The following is a 19425-nucleotide window of genomic DNA, read 5'->3' on the forward strand; positions in this document are numbered from 1 at the left end:
TGTCATGAAGCGTCAGCCAAAATATCGTTTGGTATTGACGGGAGAAGATGAATGCAAGTGTCGGTGGAAGTAGGTGAAGGACTGGAACGACGGCTGAAAGTTGAACTGCCATTTGCGCAGCTCACAGCCGAGGTTGACAAGCAATTACAACAGCTTGCGCGTACAGCAACGCTGCCCGGTTTCCGCGCTGGGCGGGTACCGATGAAACTGCTGCGAAAGCGGTTTTTAGAGCGGGCGCGCATGGATGCGTTTGGTGATTTAGTGCAATCCAGTTATGGGGAAGCATTAAAACAAGAAGCACTGATTCCAGCCGGTTTACCAAGTATTGAACCAGACATTGATTTCGCTGCCGAGCGTATTGGCTATACGGCAACTTTAGAAATCATGCCGGAATTTGAATTGGTATCACTTGCTGATAAAACGCTCAAGCGTCCGGTCTGTGAACTCACTGATGCTGATTTAGAAACGATGCTGGCGCAATTGCGCAAACAGCGCGGCACTTGGAATGCAGTTGAGCGTCCTTGCCAAATGGGTGATCGGCTGACGATTGATTTCATTAGCCGCGTTAGTAATGAAGAGAAAGATGAAACGGAAACCGACTTTAAACTTGAGTTGGGTGCGAATACCATCATGGCTGGATTTGATGATGGTTTGATTGGTGCCAGCGTCGGTGAACAACGTCAACTTGATTTGAATTATTCCGACGATGATGACGTTGAAATTGCTGGACGCGCTGTGACCTATACAGTGACTGTCAAGGCAATTGAAGAACTATTTACTCCTGAAATTGATGCTGAATTCGTCGCTGCTTTTGGTATTGATGATGGTGATATTGAACGCTTCCGTGCTGATGTGCGTACCAATATGGAACGGGAATTAACGCAGCGGCTTGCCAGTCGATTGAAAACTGCCGTGATGACGTTATTATTTGACGCGAATCCAATTGCGCTCCCTCGCGCACTGGTGAATGAGGAAATCGAAGAAATCCGCGAAAAGTTGTCGAAAGACCTCGGTTTTGCCGTGAAATTTCCCACGAGTTTATTTGAAGACGAAGCGCAGCGGCGCGTCGCGTTGGGATTGATTTTTAGCAAGTTTGTGACGCAATACGAACTCAAAATCAGTCCTGCACAGATTCGAGAAAAGGTTGAGCAGATTGCATCGACCTATGAACACCCACAAGCAGTGATTGATCATTATTATGGTGATCGCAAGTATTTGCGGACAGTTGAATCAGTCCTATTAGAAGATGCTATTGTGGCATTGGTGCTTGAACAGGCTCAGGTTGAAGATGAGGCAATTTGTTTTGCCGACTTAACTGCTGCAAGTCGCTGATTGTTAATCATTCTGTGTGTATCGGTATTGGATAGGCACAGAATTTTCTCTTTAATGAGACAGGTGATATTTCCATGATGACCACTCCTCAGAGCCGCATTGACTGGCAGCCACAGGGAATGCTGGTGCCCATCGTTGTTGAGCAAACGGCTCGCGGTGAACGTTCATTTGACATTTATTCGCGGCTATTGAAAGAACGGGTGATCTTTTTAGTTGGACCCGTTGAAGATCACATGTCAAATTTAGTCGTCGCGCAATTGCTGTTTTTAGAATCTGAAAACCCGGATAAAGATATTCATTTGTATATCAATTCGCCCGGCGGTTCAGTAACGGCGGGAATGGCCATCTATGACACCATGCGTTTTGTGCGCCCCGATGTCAGTACGATGTGCATTGGACAAGCTGCCAGTATGGGGGCGTTGCTGTTAGCGGGTGGCGCAAAAGGAAAACGCTATTGTTTGCCCCATTCACGGATGATGATTCATCAACCTTTGGGTGGTTTTCAAGGGCAAGCAACTGATATTGATATTCATGCCCGCGAAATCCTCACGATTCGTGATACGTTAAATCGTATTCTGTCGGAACATACGGGACAGCCAATTGAAAAAATTGCTGAAGATACCGAACGTGACCGCTTTATGAATGGTGACGCCGCGCAAACGTATGGTTTAATTGATCAAGTCATTAGTGAACGCGGCCCCGCGCCGGGTAAAACGTAATGCGCCGAGCGTTTCACTTTAGCATCGACCGGGACTGCTGATATTGCGTCCTTTAACGACTCACGGGAGACCCTTCATCGATGAGTGGAAATAATCATAGAGGCGACGACGGTAAACTGTTGTACTGTTCGTTTTGCGGTAAAAGTCAACACGAAGTGCGCAAGTTAATTGCCGGCCCTTCAGTGTTTATTTGCGATGAGTGCGTTGAACTCTGTAATGACATTATCCGTGAGGAAATGCAGGACAGTGTGACAGAAAACACCAGTCATTTACCGAAACCCCGCGAGATTAAAGCGCGGTTGGATGAATTCGTGATTGGGCAAGAGAAAGCGAAAAAAGTGCTTTCGGTTGCGGTATACAATCATTACAAGCGTTTGGAAGTTGCTGAAGCGAAAGAAGACATTGAAATTGCGAAAAGCAATATCATGTTAATTGGTCCTACTGGCTCGGGTAAAACGCTATTGGCGGAGACCTTGGCACGGTTGCTCAATGTGCCATTTACCATTGCGGATGCAACGACCTTAACAGAAGCAGGTTATGTCGGTGAGGATGTTGAAAACATCATTCAAAAGTTATTGCAGAAATGCGATTATGATGTAGAAAAAGCCCAAACGGGCATCGTCTACATTGATGAGATTGATAAAATCTCTCGCAAATCAGATAACCCATCGATTACCCGCGATGTCTCTGGCGAAGGTGTGCAACAGGCGCTATTAAAACTGATTGAGGGCACCATTGCTTCCGTACCGCCACAAGGTGGGCGCAAGCATCCGCAGCAAGAATTTCTCCAAGTGGATACCTCCAACATTCTATTCATTGTCGGCGGTGCATTTGCTGGTCTCGACAAAGTTATTCAGAACCGTTCGCGCAAAACGGGTATTGGGTTTTCGGCAGAAGTGCATAGCAAAGATGACAGCCGCCAGATTACTGAGTTATTGAATGCGGTAGAGCCGGAGGATTTAATTCGCTATGGTTTAATTCCTGAATTTGTGGGACGTTTGCCGGTCATGGCGACGTTGGAGGAATTAGATGAAGCGGCATTGGTGCGCATTTTAACGGAGCCAAAACACGCGCTGGTGAAGCAATACGCCCGCTTGTTTGAAATGGAAGGTGTGCAAATGGAATTGCGCGAAGATGCGCTCGGTGGTATTGCACGAAAGGCAATGGAACGCAAAACTGGCGCACGCGGTTTGCGTACCATTATGGAGCAAGTATTGCTCGATACCATGTATGATTTGCCCTCAATGGATCATGTGAGCAAAGTAGTGATTGATGCCTCAGTCATTGCTGGCGATAACAAGCCGTTTTTAATTTACGACGGCCTCACTATGGATAAACAGGTCGCAGCGGGCGGGGAGTAATTCACCGCCACACGGGGCAGATGAATTCAAACGCTGCCCCGTATCTTTTCACTTGTGTTCACAGCTTTTCCCACCTTTTTTAATTCACCCACCGAATACGGCGGTAGTCATTGCGCCACTCGCAGCGCCATCGTGACGCATCGTCGTTTAAGCGAGATTTGAGTTTTCATGGCGCTACATACTCCCGTTACTGTTACTCCTACCGCCCAAGATGTTCCCGTATTGCCATTGCGCGATGTCGTGGTCTATCCCCACATGGTCATTCCCTTATTTGTGGGGCGGCAAAAGTCAATTCATGCGCTTGATGGCGCAATGACGACTGATAAACAAATTCTTTTAGTTGCGCAAAAAAGTGCTGATATTGATGAACCTGGCGTCAAGGATTTATATGACATCGGCACCTTGGCGAATATCTTGCAATTATTAAAATTGCCAGATGGCACGGTAAAGGTTTTGGTAGAAGGTCATCAACGGGCAGCAATTCAACGCTTTATTACTACAGACAACAGCTTTTCCGCCTTAGTGACACCATTGGATGAAATTTCCAATAGCGATGAACGCGAGCAAGAAGTGCTGATGCGTTCAGCGATGAATCTTTTTGATCAATACGTCAAACTCAATAAAAAAGTGCCGCCAGAGGTACTCACTTCTTTAGCAAATATCGACGATGCCGGACGATTAGCCGATACCATTGCTGCCCACATGTCACTCAAATTGGATGAAAAGCAGCGGGTATTGGAAATTATTGAAGTGCAAGCGCGGCTTGAACATTTAATGGGATTGATGGAAGCGGAAAGTGACATCCTGCAAATGGAGAAGCGCATTCGCGGGCGCGTCAAGCGCCAAATGGAGAAGAACCAGCGCGAGTATTATTTGAATGAGCAAATGAAGGCGATTCAAAAAGAATTGGGTGAATTAGAAGATGCTCCCAATGAAATTGAAGACCTTGCCAAGCGGATTCAGGCCGCTGGAATGCCAGCAGAAGTGAAAACGAAGGCGCAGAATGAGTTAAATAAACTCAAATTGATGTCGCCTATGTCTGCGGAAGCGACGGTGGTACGCAATTATATTGATACGCTGGTAGGAGTGCCTTGGAAAAAGCGCACCCGTATTCACAATGATCTCCAAGTTGCTGAGACCGTTTTAGATAAAGATCATTATGGATTGGAGCGCGTCAAAGAGCGCATTTTGGAATATCTCGCAGTACAGCAGCGCGTACGGAAACTCAAGGGACCGATTCTTTGTTTAGTTGGGCCGCCGGGAGTCGGGAAAACTTCATTGGGACAATCTATTGCGCGGGCAACGAATCGCAAATTCGTGCGGATGTCGTTGGGTGGAGTGCGCGATGAAGCAGAAATTCGTGGTCATCGCCGCACCTATATTGGCGCTTTGCCCGGCAAAATTATTCAGAACCTTTCCAAAGCCGGTTCACGCAATGCCTTTTTCTTGCTTGATGAAATTGACAAGATGGCAATGGATTTTCGCGGTGATCCGGCGTCGGCGCTATTGGAAGTGCTTGATCCAGAACAAAATCACACCTTCGTCGATCATTATTTAGAAGTTGACTTTGATCTCTCCGAAGTGATGTTTGTTGCCACTGCGAATACATTGAACATCCCGCCGGCGCTATTAGATCGTATGGAAGTCATCCGGCTGTCTGGTTATACCGAAGACGAAAAGGTTGCGATTGCTGAACGCTATTTGATTCCAAAACAAACTAAAAATAATGGTTTGAAAGATGATGAATTAGTGATTCGAGAAGGCGCTCTGCGTGATATTATTCGTCATTACACCCGTGAAGCTGGCGTGCGCAATTTAGAACGTGAGATTTCTAAAATTTGCCGCAAGGTTGTGAAAGAGGTGCTATTGAAAAAACGTGATACTCCGACGGTTGTTAATGCGAAAGCATTGGAAAAATACCTTGGCGTACAACGGTTTCGTTATGGGCGTGCGGATGAACACGATCAAGTTGGTCAGGTGACTGGATTAGCGTGGACAGAAGTGGGTGGCGAATTATTGCGGATTGAATCGGCGCTTATTCCGGGTAAAGGTAAGTTTACTTATACCGGTCAACTCGGCGAGGTAATGCAGGAATCTATTCAAGCGGCAATGACGGTGGTGCGAGCACGCGCAGAAAGTTTGGGCGTTCCTCCTGATTTTCATAGCAATTTCGATGTACATATTCACGTTCCAGAAGGCGCGACGCCAAAAGATGGCCCTAGTGCTGGGGTGGCGATGTGTACCGCGTTGGTATCGGCGCTGACAAAAATTCCAGTGCGTTCCAGTGTCGCAATGACCGGTGAAATCACTTTGCGCGGTGAAGTTTTACCGATTGGGGGCTTGAAAGAAAAGCTATTGGCGGCGCATCGTGGTGGAATTGAAACTGTGATTATTCCGCGTGAGAATGAACGCGATTTAACTGAGATTCCCAAAAACATCAAACAGCATTTGAAGATTTATCCGGTGCGCTGGATTGATGAAGTATTGAAATTGGCTTTGACAACACCTCCAGTAGCACTCAGTACTGAAGAGCTGAATGCGCCAAAATCATCAGGGATCATTGCGGAAGATGTCTAGCGTATTCACCGCACGCGGTTATTGGTAATCGTTGCTTTAATTAAATGTTCAATCAATAAAGCAACGGTTTGACTTCCAACTGCGTGACTTCTGCGGTTCATGTCTGCATATTGACCAACGAGATTGAATCAGATGGAAACGTGGTTAATCGCTCATCTCGCACCACTCATGTTTGCGGCATTGGTACTGATTTTATTGATCGGTTATCCCGTCGCTTTTTCACTCGCCGCAGTTGGAATGCTATTCGGGTTTATTGGCATTGAACTCGGTTTGTTGACTCCCTCATTATTACAAGCATTGCCAGATCGCGTATTCGGCATCATGCGCAATGAAATTCTGTTAGCAATTCCATTTTTTACCTTCATGGGTTTAATCCTTGAACGCAGCGGCATGGCTGAAGAATTACTCGACACTGTCGGGCAAATTTTTGGCGGTATTCGCGGTGGTTTGGCGTATGCAGTGATCTTGGTGGGCGCATTATTGGCGGCCACCACCGGCGTTGTTGCCGCCTCTGTGATTGCGATGGGATTGATTTCATTGCCAATTATGCTGCGCTATGGCTACCACCGCCCCCTCGCTGCCGGCGTAATCGCAGCCAGCGGCACCCTCGCGCAAATCATTCCGCCATCGCTGGTATTAATTGTCATGGCGGACGTATTAGGGCGTTCAGTTGGAGAAATGTATCGCGGTGCTTTATTACCGGGACTGCTTTTAACGGCGCTTTATCTATTATTGGTATTTTTCATTACGCAATGGCGACCGGAATACGCCCCGCCATTACCACTTGCAGCGCGTACTATACACGGACGAGCGTTATTCGCTCGCGCTATGGTGGCATTATTACCGCCGTTGGCGCTGATTTTTTTAGTGCTCGGCACAATTTTTATTGGCTGGGCAACTCCCACTGAAGGGGGCGCAATGGGAGCGGTCGGCGCATTATTATTAGCATTGAGTAAACGCCGTTTTTCGCAAGCCTTGCTAATACAAGCGATGACAACTACAGCAAAAATCACCAGTTTTGTGGTGTTTATTTTAATTGGTTCTAGCGTGTTTAGTTTAACGTTTCGCGGTATTAACGGCGATTTATGGGTTGAGCAATTGTTAGTGGGTTTGCCCGGTGGCGTGATTGGATTTTTAATTATCGTTAATCTGCTTATTTTTTTGTTGGCATTCTTTCTCGATTTCTTTGAAATTGCGTTCATTGTATTGCCGTTGTTAGCACCGGTCGCTGCTAAATTGGGCATTGATTTAGTGTGGTTTGGCGTGTTAATTGGCGTCAATATGCAAACCAGCTTTATGCACCCGCCATTTGGATTTGCGTTATTTTATCTGCGCTCAGTGGCACCACCACAAATTCGCACTGCTGATATTTATTGGGGAGCGGTGCCTTTTTTATTGGTGCAAGTGTTGATGGTAGGATTGATTATTAGCTTTCCACAGTTGGTCAATTGGAATTTAGACACCAACGCAATCATCACCACCCCGACTAACATCACGGTACCAGAAGCAACGCCGTCGTCGCTGTTAAATAACGATGATTTCAGTGAGTTATTCAACGAAACAGCAGCTCCTGATGCAGGTCAGTGATGCGTCATCACATACCGCAATCACGCCACAATGAGCGGTCGCACCGCGCATTAGTTCTTCACCTGTGGCGCAATCATTGGCAATTGTTACCGCTGTTAATAACGGTTGGTATTGTGCCGCTGCTGGTATTGCTTCATATCACTCCTATTCCAACAGCATATCAACCCTTTTGGATTACTGAGCAAGTCTTTGATTTCTTTTCGTATTACAAAGCGCAGCTTATTATTGTTTGTGCGGCAGTGCTACTATTAAATATCTTGTTCCTGTATGTGCGAAAACAACTACCGCCTCAACCAATTCCCTACGTTATTCCGCTATTGAGTTATGCGTTATTGCTGATCTGTAGCGCCCTGTTATCTGCGCATTCTAGTATTGCCTTGCATGGATTTTTTGAACGCTATGAAGGCATGTGGGTATTATTATCTTATTTGATATTGTTGCTTGCCAGTGCCGTATTGATTACAACGGTGCGCCAAGTGTGGTTAGTGGTGCAGGTGTGGGCAATTGCGCTGGCAATCATGGCGGGGATTGGCGTATCGCAATTTATTGGGTTTGATCCATTTCAAACTGAGAGCGGACGCTTATTGATTATTCCGCAACGCTATGAATCGCTCGCCGCATATTTAGAGTTTCATTTCCCGCCGCATTGGGTGTATGCAACGCTGTACAATCCCAATAACGTTGCGCACATGATGGCGTTAGCATTACCAATCACGACCACCGCCATATTGTGCGCACCCACAAAACGAAGTCGTTTTAGCTTTGCGCTATTAACCGGGCTATTGTTAATTGTATTGGCGGGAACTCATGCGCGTGGCGGTTGGGTTGCCATTTTAAGCGCAGCGTTGTTAGTTCTGATGATTGTATTTCAACCCGCCATTCGGCGCTATTGGCGACAGATTAAACAATTCGCGCTGGTATTCGTGGTGATGGGCGTTTTCTGGTTGGCTTGGAACCTCAATCACCATCAAGTATTTACTGCGCACAATCCACAATTGAATCAAACTAGCATATCTTTTCACGAGACTTTTTTAGAAACGCTCATCCGTCACTATGGCACGTTAGGTTCTGGACGGATGTATATTTGGTTGCGTTCACTCGAACAAATGGATGACACGCTGTTAATTGGACGCGGGCCCGATACCTTTGCGCTATATTTTCCGAATCAAGATGAATATAAACGCTTCTTTAATCAACCAGAAGCCTTTATTGATAAGCCGCACAATAGCTATTTGCAGACGTGGTTAAATCTGGGGGGCGGGGCGACGTTGGCGTTATTTGTGTTGTTGTTTACCCATGCGAAACGCACGTTTTTATTGCTAACGACTGCGCCACACAATACCGATTTGTATCCACTATCGCTGGGATTATATGCAAGTTGGGTTGCTTATCTCATTGCGGCAGTGTTTTATGATAGCGTCGTTTCCGTCGCACCCATTTTTTGGATCATTTTTGGATTAAGTGTCGCCGTCAATCAGTTATTAAAGATGACAATGCAAGCAACTTCTTAATACGAGCAGGCAATAAAAAAACGCCGCCAGTCGCAATGACTGACGGCGTTTTTTATTGCATCAATTAAACGTGTTGTGCGCCGCCCGTACCGCTGCGGGTGCCCGTGCCGGTTCCGGTGCCGCCGCGAGTGCCCGTTCCTGTTCCGGTACCGGTACCCGTGCCGCCACCTTGGCCACCGCCTTTGCCGCCCCGCGCCAGCATTACCGCTGCCAACCGTGACGACGAGGGCACATCAACTTGGCTCTGACGACCACCACCTGCGCCGCGACCGCCCGCACCAGCGCCACCTTTTTCTGCACCACCCGCACCCGTTCCTGCGCCACCCATTCCAGGACCACCGCGCTCCATCGGTTCGGAGACAATCGCGTCCACCGCTTCCTGCGTCAGATGTTGCGCCAAGTAAGCATCGCCGCCTTGCCGTTCAATTTCTGCCACAAATGCCCGCAGATGATTGCGTGATCCGCGCAACAAATTCTCATAAGTTCTGATTAAATCAGCATTTTCAGTCGCTGCCAGCGCCTTTTCTAAATCGTCAATATCGACCTCTTCAATCAACGCGCCAACCTTCAGCGCCTCCACCAGCGAGACCTCAACCTTCAACATGAGGCTATCGTACAACTGTTGTAAAGTCGCATCTGCAAAGACGCCGTTGACGGTCGGATCCGACGGTTCTGTCAGCGCATAGCGCGTCATTAACTGCGCGATGGCGTCCATGTGTTGCTGTTCTGAACGCGCAATCCCTGCAAATGGCGGCGCATCAGCCCACAATTCCGCTGCTTGTAAATAGACATCCCGCGCCACGCGCTCCTCTTCACGCATAAACAACAGTGTGGCAGTTTCTGTCGCAGTCAGCGCCACCGTCACCGGCTGCACTGCCGCCACTGGTTGCGTCGGTGGTGCGCCGCGTTGTCCAGCGGCAAATGCTGGGGTTGCTGTCAACAGCGCCGTCAATGCAAGGGTCAATCCGCGAGAAGTGGTCATGGCACAATCCTTTAATAAAGTAGGAAAAATTTCGGTCTCGCTTTCCATATTGCACAGACGGTGCCAAGTTTTTCTTGCTGTACAATCAAATGCTTAACTGTATTTATGCCCCCGTTGCTTCGACAACTGGCGAGCGGCTTCGACAAAATTGTCGTTGCCGTCAAACCGCCGCAGCGACCGCAAACCGCACCTGCACATCACGCGGTGGAGCCAGATGCGGCGCAGTCGTCACCAATAACTTCGCGCCAGCGCGGGCATATTCCTCCGCGTTGTGTACCGTGATACCGCCCGCTGCCGCCACCACCGCTGCTGATCCGCAGCTCGCCAACGCCGTCACGGTCTCGGCAACGGCGGCGACGGAAAATTTCTCCAGTTGCAACACATCAGCCGCCGCCCAGCGCAGCGCCTCGTCCGGAGTGGCGACTTCAACCACCACCCGTTTTTCCGGGCACTGCTGGCGCAGCCGTGCCAAGGTCGCTGCGGGCGCTTCACCAGCTAAAAATTGCCGATGTTCGGCAAAGATCAAGAGCGTTTCCGACAAGCCGTTACGGTGCATGATCGCCCCGCCAGCGCGAAAGGCTTTGCTCGCCAAACGCCGCTGCCCGGGGACATTTTTGCGGGTGCCGGCCACCAGCGCTGCCGGATGTCCCCGCCGCGCTGCTGCCACAATTCCGGCCGCGCTGCTCGCCATGCCGCCGCACCATTCCAGCAAGGTCTGCGCGGTTTTCCAGCCGCGATGCAGCGCCCCGGTGGAACCGCTCACCTCCAGCATCAATGTTTCCGCCGGCGCGGGCGTCCCGGAGGGCAGCCAGTACTGCACTGTCGCGCCGCACAGTTGTAATAACCGCGCCGCTTCTTCTGCGCCGCAAACCACCATTGGATCGCGGGCATAAAAGCGCATCTGCGCGGGCACAGCAGTGATGCCAAGTGAATCAGTGGTGAGATCGCCAAACGGCACATCTTCAGCCAACAATTGATGCAATTCATGGTCACTAAATATGGATAGGGAAGTAAACGACATTGAGAAATCCTAAATCTGCGGCGATACGCTTAAACTGAATCACATACTTTATTCTGCCACGTTCAGGAGTTGCTTTTGATGCACATCCTTTATCTCGATGATGATCCGCGTATGGAATCGACTTTACGACGCATCGTGCGTCGTTATGGTCATGCGTTCACCTTTTGCACCTCGCTCCAAACCTGCAAAACAGCAGTCACGGTCGCGCCGCCAGATTTGCTGTTACTCGACCTCGGATTGGGGCAAGACAACGGACTCGATTTGATCGAATGGCTCGCTGCTGCCGCGCCGCAGGTGCCGGTCGCCTTCTTATCTGGTTACGGCGACGACATGTTAGACACCGCCCAGCGCATCGCCAAAGCTCGCGGGATTACGGTGCGCGGGCTGGTCTCGAAAGCGTTACTCACCAGCGATCTGCAACCACTTCTCAACCCGCAATTGACCGCGCCCAGCCCTGAACTCACGCCGCCCGCGCTCCCGCTCCCGCCCGTATCTGCGCCCACGCCGGCGTTAGATGCCGCACTGTTGGCGGAACGGCTGCGAGCTGGCGCGTTGGAACCGTATTATCAACCGATTATTTCATTGGTTGACGGGCGTCCCTGTGGCGTGGAAGTGCTGGCGCGGCTGCACTTGACAGATGACCATATTTTGGAAGCGCGGGAATTCATTCCCTTGGCAGAAACGGCAAATCTGATTGATACGCTAACGCTTGATTTATTTCAAAAAATCATCGCCCAGCGCGAGCAGTTAGCCCCGCTTGAACTCAGTTTTTTATCGGTGAATTTATCGCAATTCACGATTGAACAACCCAGCGCAATTGAATTGGTGCAATTATTGGTCACGGGATTGCACGGCTATTGTCGGGTACAGATTGAAATCACAGAAACATGGATGCGCCATGATCGCCACGTCTTGCGCGATTTTGCCGCCCGTGTGCAATTGATGGGCGCATTTTTAGCGATTGATGATTTTGGTACTGGCTACGCTTCACTGCGCAATTTGGCAGAATTACCCTTCAACTTTTTGAAGATTGATTTGAGTTTTGTATCCGAGATGTTTGATTCGATGAAAGCGATGACCGTATTGATGGCGGTGATTGGTTTTGGGCAACGGCTCGGTCTAAAACTGATTGCGGAAGGCGTGGAAACCGAGGCACAACGCGATCTCTTATTTCGCGCCGGGTTAGATTTAGCGCAGGGACATCTATTTGGAATACCCTGCGATTTCGACACCTTCGAGAAAGTGTGCAAACGGTCACAAAACTGTGAAGAATTCAACACGATGTCGCATCACACGTTATAGTTCTTGCTGAAAACCTGTTCGCATTTTAAGCAACAGGTCAGTCTATTGAAATGAAGATCAAATGATCTGCACACCAACTGGCTACTCTCGGCAACTGACTTTTTATGCCACTTTATTCATGCGGACATCATCGTGCATTTTAATCCCGTACAGCATTTTCTATTCACACTTTTGCTGGCGGGATTGGCACTCGCCGGCAATGCGTTTCATCTGCCACTATTCTTCGGCTTTGATCTCATTTTTGGTTCCATTGCCAGCTTTTTGGCGCTCGTCTGGCTCGGCCCATTATCTGGATTATTTGTGGCAGCAGCGGGAAGTGCCTATACCTTCATCTTGTGGAATCATCCCTACGCAATACTGATCTTCATCGCCGAACTCCTCGCCGTCAGCGCCGGACGTGAATTCGCCCGCCGGCGCGGGCGTCCTTTCCCGCCACTCGCACTGCTCGACGTGCTCTATTGGCTCGGTCTCGGCATTCCGTTGGTGATCGTCATTTATCACTTCGGGCTGGGCATGGACTGGTCACAAGTCGCGCTTGTGGCGCTTAAACAAACGCTCAACGGCGTGCTCAACAGCACACTTGCCAGCATCGTGTTGTTAGCGATGGCGTTGCTGCACCGTCCTCGCGGCAGCATTCGGATCGACGAGCTGCATTTTGCCACGCTGTTGATGGCGACCTTATTACCCGGGCTGTTGCTGACCGCTTGGGACAATCGTCAGCACACGCAATACATGGAAATGCGGCTGGCGCAGCGCCTGCAACTCGTCGCCCGTTTCACGGTGCAGGATTGGGTCGCAGCGAGTGCCGCTGCCAACCGCCCCGCACCGTTGGCAACTCCCGCTGACATCGCCCGCTTCAGCGAGCTGCTGTTGGGTGACGAGGCGCTGCAAATCCGTTCGGTGTTGCAGATGGCGCTTGACGAGCCAGCGGATGGCAAGTTGCGGCTGCGCGTGCCGGATGAATCCCTCTTTCGCACGGCACAGATGAAACGCTATTTCGGCGCCCGCTATGAACTCGCCGTGCCCTATTCCGACGAGCGCGCAGTACACATTTCAGTCAGCGCCGCCCCGCTCGTGAAAAAAGCACAAGAGGATGCGCTGGCATCGCTGAAGCTGTTGGGCGTGTTGACCGGGCTGGCGCTGCTGATTGCGCATCTCGGCAGCCGTCATTTGGGCTTGTTATTGCGCCAGCTCACAACCAGCGCCCGGGCGCTGCCGGTGGCGATTCGGGATCAAGTAGTGTGGATTGCGCCGCCGCCAAGTCCCTTTACGGAAATGGATCAATTAGCCAGCACGTTGGAATTAATTGGCGCGGCATTAAAAACGAATTTTCAACTGGTAGAAACGCAACGCACCAATTTCCGCGCTTTTTTTGATTCGCTCAATGATATGGTGTTTATCACCACTTTAGAGGGATATATTCTCGATTTCAATCCAGAGGTCACGCGCAAATTAGGTTATGCGTCGTATGAATTATTGGGCACTTCGATTTTAGAATTACATCCCGCTATTTTTCGGCAAGAAGCAGAACAAAACGTCGTGCAATTGTGCAACGGCACTTCTGAAGGCTGCACGTTGCCGTTGGTCACCAAAGCCGGGGTACAGATTCCGGCGCTGGCGCGAGTGTGGCGCGGGCAATGGAATGGGAAAGAGTGTTTTTTTAGTATCAGCAAAGATTTAAGTGCTGAGTTTGCGGCACGAGAAGCGATGCGCCAAGAGCGCGAACTGTTTGCTTCTGGCCCAATTTTAACCATCACTTGGGCGATGACTGACGGCTGGCCCATTCAAAATATCTCCGCTAATGTCACCAATTTGCTTGGCTATACGCCCGCCGAAATGATGCACGCGGATTTTCGTTATGCTGATTTAATTCATCCCGACGATATGCAGGGTGTATTTGATGAAATACAGTGGTATTTGAAATATCGCCGCGATACGTTTGAACAATCCTATCGGCTGCGCTTGTTCTCAGGTGAATATCGCTGGTTTTATGATTTCACTAAAGTTGTGCGCAACGAGCACGGTGCGGTCAAAGAAATTCGTGGGTATTTATTAGATCAAAGCCATTTGAAAGAAACGCAGTTGGCATTAACCCGTGAACGCCAACGCTTGCTCAATGTGATTGACGGCACCCGGTTGGGAACATGGGAATGGAACATTGAGACGGGACAGTTGAGCATTAACCAGTATTGGGCGGACATTTGCGGCTATACGCTGGCGGAATTGGTGCCGATCAGTTTTGCTACTTGGCAGCGGTTGTCGCATCCCGATGATCTGGCGAAATGTGAACAGCGGTTGCAGGAGCATTTCGTGGAGGGCGCTCGCTACACCTGTGAATTGCGGATGCGCCACAAGCACGGGCATTGGGTGTGGGTGTTGGCAGAAGGCAGCGTGGTGGTGCGCGATGCGGAGGGTAAACCGTTGGTGATGGCGGGTACCCACACGGACATCAGCGAACGCAAACGCGGTGAACTTGATTTGCGGCGGCGCGAGGCTTTGGATCGTCTGTTGGTGGAGCTGGCGACGGAGCTGGTCAACGCGCCAGCAAATGCTGTCAATCTTGACGCGGTGATTGCACAAGCGTTGCGGCGGTTGGGGCGGCATCTGGATCGCGTCTATTTTTATCAGGCGGATGCTGACGGCAACCTGTTGACCAAAACACAGGAATGGCTGGCACCGGCAGCGCAGCTCCCCAGCACCTTGGGTCATCAGCTTGATCTCCGGCAGTTGCACGAGCTGCGCAAATTGTTGTATCGCAATGCGCCGTTGATTGTTCCTCAGTGCGACCAACTCCCACCGCCGCTGGCGCTGGAATGTGCGCAGATCGCGTTGCCCAACGCGCAATCGCTGCTGGTGGTGCCGGTGTTGGCGACGCGGCTGTTGGGCGTGATTGGTTTAGAAGCCGTGCGGGTGCCGCAGCGCTGGAGCACTAACAAAACCGAGTTTCTGCGGGTGTATGCCAACCTGTTGGCCAGCGCCATGCAACGCGGACAAGCCTTTCGCTCGCTCAATGACAGCTTGGCGCGCTATGACTTGCTGGCGCAGCAAACGCGCTCGGTGGCGTGGGAAGTGGACGCCAACGGCATCTTTACTTATCTCAGCCCGCTGATTGAGTCGGTGCTGGGGTATCGCCCCGAAGAATTGGTTGGCAGCCATCATTTTTACGATCTGACACCAGAACCGGAGCGCGAGGCGTTAAAAGCGCAGGCGCTGGAGATTTTTGCGCGGCACGGTCTGTTTCATGATTTGGTCAATCCCGCCCGGCACCGCGACGGTCGCCGCGTGTGGCTGCTGACGCACGGGCAACCATTCTTTGACGCTGCCGGCACCTTGCTGGGTTATCGCGGCGCGGATCAAGACATCACAATTCGCCAAACGGCGCTGGCGCGATTGGAAGAGAGTGAAGCGCGGTTCCGCGTCGTGTTTGACCACGCGCCGCTGGGGATTGGGATTCCTGATCCGCAGCGGCGTTTTATCTACGTCAATCACGCCTACGCTCGCCTGCTCGGACGGGAGCGCGAGACGCTGATTGGTCGGTGCGTTGACGACATGATTCACCCCGACGACCGTCCCGCCATCGCGCAGCATTTTGCTGAACTCACCAGCGGCGTCCGCGACAGTTATCAGCTCAATCGCCGCTATTTGCGCCCGAATGGTGACGTGGTGTGGGGCGATGTGCGGGTGACGTTGATTCCGAATTTAGCCGACAACGCGCCGTTGCCGGTGGCGATGGTGGAGGACATCACCGAGCGCCTCGCCGCGCAGGAACACAATCAACAGCTTCAGCGGGAGCTGGAGGCGACCCGCGAACGCGCCACCATCGGTCATCTTGCCAGCGGCATTGCGCACGATTTCAACAACTTGCTGGGCGTGATGGATGCCAATCTCAGTTATCTCGGCGAATCTCTGCGGGAAAACAATGATCCAGAAGTGGCGGAAGTGTTGGATGAAACCCAAAGCGCCTTGGGTCACGCCAAGGTCATCACGGCGGGAATGCTGTCACTGAGTCGCGCTGGCGGGATGCCGTGCGAAATCATTGAATTAAAGCAAGTCTTTGACGAATTGATCGCCATTTTGCGGCACCTGCTGCCGCGCAGCGTTGAGGCGCACTTTGACGTTGCTGAGACGGTGACGGCATTTAGCAACGCCGCTTTTTTGCAGGCGGCGCTGCTCAATCTGGTGCTCAATGCCCGTGATGCGATGCCGGACGGTGGGCAGTTGTCTGTGGTGGCAGTGCCGGTCGCAGATGCGCCGCCACCGCCGCGCTTGGGCACGGCACCGGCGGGAGCGCACGTTGCGATTCGCGTGACCGACACCGGGCACGGCATTCGCCCGGACACGTTGGCGCGAATTTTTGAGCCGCTGTTTTCCACCAAAGCCAAACAGCGCGGGCACGGGTTAGGGCTGTTTATGGTGCAGGAATTTGTGCTGCGCAGCGGAGCTGGGTTGACGGTGGATTCCGAAGTCGGCGAGGGCACCACGTTTTGTGTGCTGCTGCCGAGCATGGCAGCGGAGTCGGAGCTGGAGGCAGATGGCGCGGTGGAAATCGGTGCAGCGGAGGCGCTGGACTGTGCGCTGCTGGAGCCACTGCCTAAAATGGAGCGCGTGTTGCTGGTGGAGGATGATTCTTTAGTCCGCGAGGCGCTGGCGCGATTATTAACAACGCATGGTTTTTCTTGCACCTTAGCCACGCACGGCAATGAGGCGTTAGCGGTTTTGGCGTCTCATCCTGATGTTGATTGGGTATTGTCAGATATTGCGATGCCAATTATGGACGGCTTTAGTTTATTTGAAACGTTAGCGCGAGAACATCCAGATTTGCCGGTGATTTTAATGAGCGGACAGGATTTGCGCCCGGATTGCCACATTGATTGTGAACATCATCATGCGTATTGCCCATTTGTATTGCGCAAACCCTTCAGCATTCAGCAATTGATGCGGACACTTGAAGTGGTGACAACGAATACAGAAAAACGTTGTTTACCAAATTTTTCCACTGTACTGACAATTGACAAAATAAATAGAGGACTCTCGATTGATGAATAACTTAAAAATTCGCTCACGGATTTTAATTGGCTTTACCCTTGTTTTGCTGTTTACTATCGGCGTGAATTTACCGTTGGTTTTATCGCAACTCACTACTTTAACCAACAGTGCGGAACGGAATCATCTTGACGATTTATACTTTTCTTTAAGTCATGCAATTACCGAACAAGGCGAACGTGCTTTAGGATTGAGCGCCGCAATTGCAAGTATGCCGGCAGTGCAGCAAGCCTTCGCTGCCGGAGATCGCGCCGCACTGACTGAACTCACTGTGCCCATCTTCACCCACCTGCGTGAGAAACACGATGTGCGGCAATTTCAATTCCTCACTGCGCCAGCAACCTCATTTCTGCGCGTTCACCTGCTCAACAAATTCGGCGACGATCTGACCGCCATCCGCCGCACCATCATTGAAGCGAATCGCACGCAAAAACCGGTACACGGGCTGGAAAACGGCGTCGCCGGGCTGGGCGTGCGCGGCGTGGAACCCGTGTTTTATCAAGGGCGTCATCTCGGCGTGGTGGAGTTTGGGCTGTCATTCGATCAAGCCTTTTTCACCGCTTTTCAGCGCAGTTTTAACGCTGATGTCGCCCTGCAACTGCCTGATCAAAATGGTTTCAAAACCTTTGCTGGCACCATCGCCGGCGGCAGCGCCTTCACCCCGGAACAGTTACAGCGCGGCATGAACGGCGACATCTTGCTGCGCCAGTTCGAGTATCAAGGGCATCCAGCGGTTGCTTACGGGCGCGTTATCAACGATTTTTCCGGGCAACCCGTCGGCATCTTGGAACTGTTGATTGATCGCAGCGCCGCCGCCGAGGTCTATCACGACACCTTGTTGGCGATTTTGGGCATCGGCAGCGGCTTGCTGCTACTTGGCTTGATCTTCGCCGGCATCACCGCTCGCAGCATTACCCATCCACTCCACGCCAGCCTGCTCAATCTGCAAGCCATCGCGCACGGTGACGGCGATTTAACCCGCCGCCTTCCGCTCGACGGGCGCAACGAACTGAGCGATTTTGCTTTGGCATTCAATCAATTTGTGGATCGCATCCAAGACCTCGTGCGCCAAACCACCGGCGCTGCGACGCAAGTCGGCGCGGCTGCTGAGGAACTCGCCCTCAACAGCGTTGAAACCAATCGCCAAATCATTCAAGAGCAAAACGAAACCGATCAGGTGGCGACCGCCATCAACCAGATGACTGCGACCGTTGAGGAAGTGGCGCGTTACACCGCCGCTGCCGCGCAAAAAGTCAGAAATACTGCGCAGGAAGCGGACGCTGGCGACCAGCTCGCCCAGCAAACGGTGGTGGCGATTGAGGCGCTCGCCGCTGAAATTGAACAAGCAGGCGCGGTCATCACCCAATTAGCCGGCAACAGTCACCAAATCGGTGCGGTGTTAGATGTGATTCGTGGCATCGCCGAACAAACCAACTTGCTGGCGCTCAATGCCGCGATTGAAGCCGCTCGCGCTGGTGAGCAGGGACGCGGGTTTGCGGTGGTGGCGGCGGAAGTACGCACCTTGGCGAGTCGCACCCGCGCTTCCATTGAAGACATCCGCGATAAAATTGAGCGGGTGCAAGCTGGCGCAAATGGCGCGGTGGCAACGATTGCCCGCAGTCAAACGCAAGCCGGTGTCAGCGTCGATCAAGCGCGGCAAGCCAGCGTGTCATTCAAAACGATCAGCACCGCCATCATGGAAGTGAATGATCTCAATACACAAATCGCCAGCGCCGCTGAACAACAAACCGCCGTTGCTGAGGAAATCAATCGCAATATCCACATCATCTCCAGCTCCACCACGCAAACGGCTTCCAGCTCGCTGCATGTCGTGCAGGCGAGCGAGGCGCTGGCGCGATTGGCGGTGGAATTGCAAAACAGCGTCGGACGCTTTCGGGCTTAAAAAGAAGTTTTCAGTTGTCAGTTAGCGGTTGTCAGTAAAAAGCACGGTTGTTACTGATAACTGAAAACTGACAACGCAATCAAACTG

The 19425-nt window shown here is 51.4% G+C and carries 11 protein-coding genes; 9 read left to right on the forward strand and 2 right to left on the reverse strand.

Going from position 1 to position 19425, the window contains the following annotated elements:
- The first annotated feature begins 51 nt into the window (after positions 1 to 51).
- From tig to CKO12_RS05235, 6 genes are all read left to right on the forward strand, one after another.
- Complete coding sequence (gene tig, locus CKO12_RS05210) at positions 52 to 1332, forward strand: trigger factor (protein ID WP_200153678.1); 1281 nt, start codon at positions 52 to 54, stop codon at positions 1330 to 1332.
- Positions 1333 to 1409: 77 nt separating this feature from the next.
- The gene (gene clpP / locus CKO12_RS05215; protein WP_274599904.1) at positions 1410 to 2051 is read left to right on the forward strand and encodes an ATP-dependent Clp endopeptidase proteolytic subunit ClpP; all 642 of its coding nucleotides are present in this window, start codon (positions 1410 to 1412) and stop codon (positions 2049 to 2051) included.
- Between the two features lie 80 nt (positions 2052 to 2131).
- Positions 2132 to 3412, forward strand: coding sequence for an ATP-dependent Clp protease ATP-binding subunit ClpX (gene clpX / locus CKO12_RS05220; protein WP_200153679.1), 1281 nt, complete (start codon positions 2132 to 2134; stop codon positions 3410 to 3412).
- Between the two features lie 168 nt (positions 3413 to 3580).
- On the forward strand, positions 3581 to 5989 hold the full coding sequence (gene lon, locus CKO12_RS05225) for an endopeptidase La (RefSeq protein ID WP_200153680.1): 2409 nt from the start codon (positions 3581 to 3583) through the stop codon (positions 5987 to 5989).
- 132 nt (positions 5990 to 6121) lie between these two features.
- Positions 6122 to 7576 (forward strand): TRAP transporter large permease, encoded by a 1455-nt coding sequence (locus tag CKO12_RS05230; protein ID WP_200153681.1) that lies wholly within the window; start codon positions 6122 to 6124, stop codon positions 7574 to 7576.
- Entirely contained in the window at positions 7576 to 9087 is a 1512-nt protein-coding gene (locus CKO12_RS05235) for an O-antigen ligase family protein (RefSeq protein WP_200153682.1), read from the forward strand. Before CKO12_RS05230 ends, CKO12_RS05235 begins: the two co-directional genes overlap by 1 nt.
- Before the next feature lie 64 nt (positions 9088 to 9151).
- Here CKO12_RS05235 and CKO12_RS05240 read toward each other — a convergent pair whose 3' ends face one another.
- On the reverse strand, positions 9152 to 10069 hold the full coding sequence (locus CKO12_RS05240; RefSeq protein WP_200153683.1) for a DUF2202 domain-containing protein: 918 nt from the start codon (positions 10067 to 10069) through the stop codon (positions 9152 to 9154).
- 160 nt (positions 10070 to 10229) lie between these two features.
- Positions 10230 to 11090, reverse strand: coding sequence for a ModD protein (modD, locus tag CKO12_RS05245; RefSeq protein ID WP_200153684.1), 861 nt, complete (start codon positions 11088 to 11090; stop codon positions 10230 to 10232).
- Positions 11091 to 11168: 78 nt separating this feature from the next.
- On the opposite strand from modD, the gene CKO12_RS05250 reads away from it, so the two are divergent.
- The 3 genes from CKO12_RS05250 (at position 11169) to CKO12_RS05260 (ending at position 19338) form a co-directional block, all read left to right on the forward strand.
- The gene (locus CKO12_RS05250) at positions 11169 to 12392 is read left to right on the forward strand and encodes an EAL domain-containing protein (protein WP_200153685.1); all 1224 of its coding nucleotides are present in this window, start codon (positions 11169 to 11171) and stop codon (positions 12390 to 12392) included.
- 132 nt (positions 12393 to 12524) lie between these two features.
- A complete protein-coding gene (locus CKO12_RS05255; RefSeq protein ID WP_200153686.1) occupies positions 12525 to 17438 on the forward strand; it encodes a PAS domain S-box protein in 4914 nt (1637 codons plus the stop codon).
- On the forward strand, positions 17431 to 19338 hold the full coding sequence (locus CKO12_RS05260; RefSeq protein WP_200153687.1) for a methyl-accepting chemotaxis protein: 1908 nt from the start codon (positions 17431 to 17433) through the stop codon (positions 19336 to 19338). Before CKO12_RS05255 ends, CKO12_RS05260 begins: the two co-directional genes overlap by 8 nt.
- The last annotated feature ends 87 nt before the right edge of the window (positions 19339 to 19425 follow it).

Source organism: Chromatium okenii (assembly GCF_016583745.1).
In the GTDB taxonomy this organism is placed as follows: domain Bacteria; phylum Pseudomonadota; class Gammaproteobacteria; order Chromatiales; family Chromatiaceae; genus Chromatium; species Chromatium okenii.